The organism is Sporolactobacillus inulinus, assembly GCF_006539285.1.
Classification (GTDB): domain Bacteria; phylum Bacillota; class Bacilli; order Bacillales; family Sporolactobacillaceae; genus Sporolactobacillus; species Sporolactobacillus inulinus.
In genome coordinates, this window is the sequence record NZ_BJMS01000147.1 from 1 (window position 1) to 4980 (window position 4980).

The 4980-nt window shown below is 46.4% G+C and carries 6 protein-coding genes; 4 read left to right on the forward strand and 2 right to left on the reverse strand.

Features of this window, described 5'->3' with window-relative positions; all coding sequences use genetic code 11:
- Positions 1–187 precede the first annotated feature (187 nt).
- On the reverse strand, positions 188–337 hold the full coding sequence (locus SIN01_RS15130; protein WP_156994728.1) for a DUF5670 family protein: 150 nt from the start codon (positions 335–337) through the stop codon (positions 188–190).
- A 258-nt stretch (positions 338–595) separates the two neighbouring features.
- Between SIN01_RS15130 and SIN01_RS13925 the strand changes: the two genes are divergently transcribed.
- The gene (locus SIN01_RS13925; protein WP_010024857.1) at positions 596–1450 is read left to right on the forward strand and encodes a Cof-type HAD-IIB family hydrolase; all 855 of its coding nucleotides are present in this window, start codon (positions 596–598) and stop codon (positions 1448–1450) included.
- Positions 1451–1710: 260 nt separating this feature from the next.
- Here the strand turns inward: SIN01_RS13925 and rnhA are convergent, their stop codons facing one another.
- Entirely contained in the window at positions 1711–2166 is a 456-nt protein-coding gene (rnhA, locus tag SIN01_RS13930) for a ribonuclease HI (protein WP_010027367.1), read from the reverse strand.
- 240 nt (positions 2167–2406) lie between these two features.
- Here rnhA and SIN01_RS13935 point away from each other — a divergent pair, with 240 nt between their 5' ends.
- The 3 genes from SIN01_RS13935 to SIN01_RS13945 form a co-directional block, all read left to right on the forward strand.
- Positions 2407–3336: a ketopantoate reductase family protein gene (locus SIN01_RS13935; protein ID WP_373864412.1), complete on the forward strand. Its 930-nt coding sequence runs from the start codon at positions 2407–2409 to the stop codon at positions 3334–3336.
- 28 nt (positions 3337–3364) lie between these two features.
- A complete protein-coding gene (locus SIN01_RS13940; protein ID WP_010027365.1) occupies positions 3365–4159 on the forward strand; it encodes a C39 family peptidase in 795 nt (264 codons plus the stop codon).
- A 153-nt stretch (positions 4160–4312) separates the two neighbouring features.
- Positions 4313–4980 (forward strand): SH3 domain-containing protein (locus SIN01_RS13945; RefSeq protein WP_141306141.1); only part of this gene is annotated, 668 nt, incomplete at its 3' end.

The following is a 4980-nucleotide window of genomic DNA, read 5'->3' on the forward strand; positions in this document are numbered from 1 at the left end:
AAGACACGAGTCCATCACACATGGCTGGAGATTAAGGACCAAGCACAGCCTGGTTTTTCTTACAGGTAATACTGAAAAACCCCCTGGAATTGGATCGGAATCAACCCATTTCAAGGGGAATACGAATCTGATGCTCAGAAATGCAGTTCAGCGAATAGCATCAGAAATGCACCCGATTCACCCGCGTTCATCGCTTGCGCGTGAAAAATTGAATAATAAACAGAACCAGCGCGGCAATGAGCAAAAGGTAAATAAGCGCGCCACCGATTTTCAGCAGCAGCAGAACAAGCCAAATAACAAACAGAATGACGATCAACGTCCAAATCAGACCCAGCATCAAATGCCCTCCTATAGAGTAATTTATCCATTACTTAGTATAGACAAATGAATGAGTTTTCATCAGAGCAAGATCATGTCGGTTTTGGGTTTTGAACGTCGCCTCAATGGTCTAATCATAGCACGCTTTAAAGGGCCGAGATCGTGGAGCGTTTCCATGCCCGCTGAAAATACGCTCGTTCCTGAGTGTGGAACATGCGCGCTGCGTCAGGAAAAGGTAAAATGAGTGAAAGAGACGATCATATGGAGGTGCAAGACTGTGCACATTGAGACAGTTATGCTGGATTTGGACGGGACGACATTAACACCGGAAAATCAGGTTACCCCCGAGTTGAACGCATACTTAAAGAAACTGCGATCACTTGGCAAGCGTGTGTTTGTTATAACGGGGCGTACAGAAGTAGATGCGCTGAATGCTCTCCCTAGCGACTTTCCCCATGAAGGAATGGTTGCTTCAAATGGAATGGCGGTATTTGCAGGGGGCGAAAAGATCTTTCAAAGCGCGCTGCCGAGCGACCTCGTACAGCTGATGATTCGCCGGTCGGAGGAACAGCACATGTATTACCAGCTTCACCCGATTGGGGGCAGACGAACCATTCTAAACCGTGATAAGAGCTATGTTATCGATCAGATCCAAGGAGAAAAGCCGCATTCAGTTGGCGAAAATGAATGGAATTCACGCAGACAGGCTGTTCTTGAGGATATGGTGTGGAAAGATGCGCTGACCGAGGAAGAGTCGGCACAAATTGCCAAAATGTATTTCTTCAGTAGCGATCCATCGATCATGGATACGTGGAAACAGGAACTGAACGGATTACAGCAGACATTTGCTTTTGACCAGTTTTCATCTTCGCGTAACAACGTGGAGCTTGTCGGAAGAAATATATCGAAGGCGAGCGGAGTCCGTCGGTTGCTGGATTACTTTGATCTGTCGCCAGAGCATGCCTTGGCCATCGGTGATGGTGAGAATGATTTGCCAATGTTTCAGATTGCCGGACACTCGGCAGCGATGAAAAATGCACCGGATCATGTGAAGGCACAAGCAAAATGGGTGACCGAGAGCCCCTATGATCAGAATGGTCTCTACAATTTTTTGCGAACAATCTTTCATTGAGGAAAGCGAGAACATCGATAGACCAGATTAGGTACAGGCTGAAGATGCACTGATCCTGATCAATACAGAGCCGCTACCAATCAGCTTCAGACCCATGATTCCGTAACCCCTTTTTTCGAAAATGGGCATGCAATTTTATTGCTGGGGTATCTCAATGGAGGGTTAGCTGTACGTATGATCGCGTCAAATATAGTAGTGGCAATCTAAGCTCATACAAAAGGGTGTCTCACAGTCGATAGACTTTTGAGACACCCTTTGCTTTATTGGTTTTCCAAATCATCCATGGCTAAATTGGCAAGTTGATCGGCACGCTCGTTGTATTCAACACCGTGATGCCCCTTGACCTTATTAAAGGTAATTTTATCCTGCTTTTCAGCCAATTCATTCAGACGTATCCACAGCTCTTTGTTTTTAACGGGTTTTCCTGCTGAGTTTTTCCATCCTTTTTTAACCCAGCCGTGAATCCAGCTGTTCATGCCGTTGACGACATAAGCGCTGTCGATATAGAAAGAAACCGGAATCTGGTTTGATTTCAGGGATTCAAGGGCCCTGATTGCGGCAGTCAGCTCCATGACATTATTTGTTGTGTTGCGCATGCCGCCGCGCAGTTCTTTCACATTGTCTCCGTAACGAAGAATTGCTCCCCAGCCGCCGACATTGCGGTCACTCTGATTGCCGCGACAGCCTCCATCGCAATAAATAATAATTTCGTTCATTTCACTCCACGTCACCTTTTCCATTAAAATCGTTGCCTTGTGATCATTCGCTGCATCCTGGGCAAATTCCTTTACCCGGGAAGCCTTTGATCAGTATATCAGAAGAGCGGTGATCCTCGAAATCAGCTCCCGCGCAATCATTTTGTCACCTCAATGAAAACAAACTATTGTAAACTATTAATCATAGAGAAAAAGAAAAAGGTGCAGCAGAAGAATCGATTCATAAACTTGGAATGGGGCGTGGGTAATTTGAAAATCGCAGTTTTAGGAGCAGGAGCGATCGGATGTTATTACGGTGGAATTCTTGCCAAGGAACATACAGACGTGACCTTCATTGCGAGGGGACGCACATACGAACGTCTGAAACATCACGAATTGGTTGTAAAGAGTATCGATGGTGATTTTTCGTTACCGGTCAACGTTATCGATTCCGAGCGTTTGCAAGGGCATGCTGCATTTGACTATATTCTTTTAGCGATAAAATCGACAGGAATTGAAGCAGCGATAGAGGAATTAAAAGCTTTAATGGGAGACGGGACGAAGATCATCTGTCTGCTGAATGGAATCGGTAATGAAGAAAGGCTGGCAGAAGTGTTTGGTGCTGAACGGGTCATTGGCGGTTCGGCGTTTATCTCGATCATTCGTGAAGCACCGGGAATTGTTAATCACGTTGGTGATGGCAAGCTGGTGATCGGCGAGTGGCAGAGCCGCGCGCATCAAGATGTGGGTTTGATCGAATTGGAGAAGCGGCTGCTTCAGGCGGGAGCAGCTGCATGCATTACCTCCGACATTAAGCGAATCAAATGGGAAAAACTGCTTTGGAATATCACGTATAATCCGTTGACCGCGTTAACACAAACGAGGGTCGGCACGGCATTAAAAGACCCGGATCTCAAATTGCTGCTTGAACGCGTCAGTGCAGAATTTCTGAATTTGGCGGATAAACGGGGCATAATTATCAGAGAGGATTACAAGACAGGACTTCTTACCCCCGATGAGGCGATTCAAAATCATAAAACATCGATGCTCCAGGATTTTGAGAACGGGCAGCCAATGGAATTAGACGCAATTCTCGGCTTTGTGATTCAGACGGCAAAACAATGTGAGGTTTCGGTTCCAACCATTGAGACTCTGTACCATCTGCTCTGCTTCTTAGAGCGTAGTCACTAAGATTAGGAAAATTAAGGGCGGTAGCGTAATGAAAAAGTTTGTTGCGGCACTTTTCATGATCAGCATAATCATGGTTGGTTCTCTATCCATTTTTTATATGGTCACTCATGCTCCGGAGAAACAAGAACAGCAGGCAAAGGAAGAGCCCGCGGGTGAGATCGAATCACCAGAATTACCAGAACCACCAGAATCTCCGGAATCAGTACAACAGCAACATGATGAAGTCTTGGATAAAAAATTGACTGCCCCGTATGCCAGTCAAAGGCCTGAACTTCCGAATGGCTGCGAGATCACCAGTCTGACGATGCTGCTTCAGTCTGCTGGCGTAAAGGTTGATAAGATGACGCTTGCACGTCAGATAAAAAAAGTCCCTTTCCAATCCGGAACCTATAAGGGCAATCCGAACGAAGGATTTGTTGGCAATATGTATCACGGAACCCGCTCAAATCCCGGACTTGCCGTTTATCATGGGCCGATTGCCGATTTAGCACGCGATTATCTGGGAAACCGCATCATTGATATGACGGGAAAGCCGTGGTCTGCGGTTGAGAAGCAGATTGCTTCCGGGACACCGGTTTGGGTCATCACCAGCATTAATTTTGTGCCTGTTCCTGACAATGCTTGGCAAGAATGGCCGACAAGGCAAGGGACAATTCGAATTACGTTTAAAGAGCATTCCGTGCTCGTTACCGGATTTGATTCGGACCATGTTTATTTTAACGATCCGCTTGCAGGCGCGCCGGGCAGCAAAGCCGATAAAAAAGCGTTCATTGAGGCGTGGACTCAGTTCGGCAATCAGGCAATCGCTTATAAGGGGTCATGATAGACAATTGCAGATGTACTGTATCAAACTGGTAATCTATGGGACATTCCTCATGTTTTGCAGCTATTTGGTCATTAGGACTAAACAAATGGTATAACTTACCTGTATAATAAAGGAAATAGTTCGATTTTTATCATACTCGGGGGTGGCCTAATGAGCCCAGATCGTCAGTTTACGCTTGTCGGAACCGTAGCAGCAGCGGCTGCAGTAGCCGCAGTTGCCGGTGTGCCGAACCATGCTTCAGCAGAAACTTTTGATGCATACAAGGCAAAAGCAACAACGAATGTGAATGTCCGCAGTACACCCGGAACGGATCAACCCGCAATTGGTCTCTTAAAAAGAGATCAGACCTTTGACGTCATAGGGATAGACAAGAAGAGTGAAAAGGGAAATTGGCTCAAAATTAAACATGAAGGACGCACCGCTTATGTTGACGGGTACTATACGGAGCGCGTAGAAGAAACAAAGGAAGCGGTGCCGACTTTGTCTGTCCAAAGTGTCGCCAGCTACCAAGGCGTCACAACCGACAACTTAAATGTTCGTCTGCTGCCTTCTGAAGAGGGAACCATTTTGAAAACGTTGGCTCGCGGAACAACAGTAACCGTCACCGGCAAAACAAGTGATGGTTGGTTGGAGATTGATTACAAAGGCGGAGCAGCCTATGTTGCAGCGAAATACATAACTGCTGAAAAAAGTGCGGCAACATCGGTATCAACGCTAAGTACCGAAACAACTTTGTACTCGGGCACAACAACAGCGAACCTGAACGTGCGCTCGGGAGCAGGCACTTCGCACAAGATCCTGACAACGCTGAAAAAAGG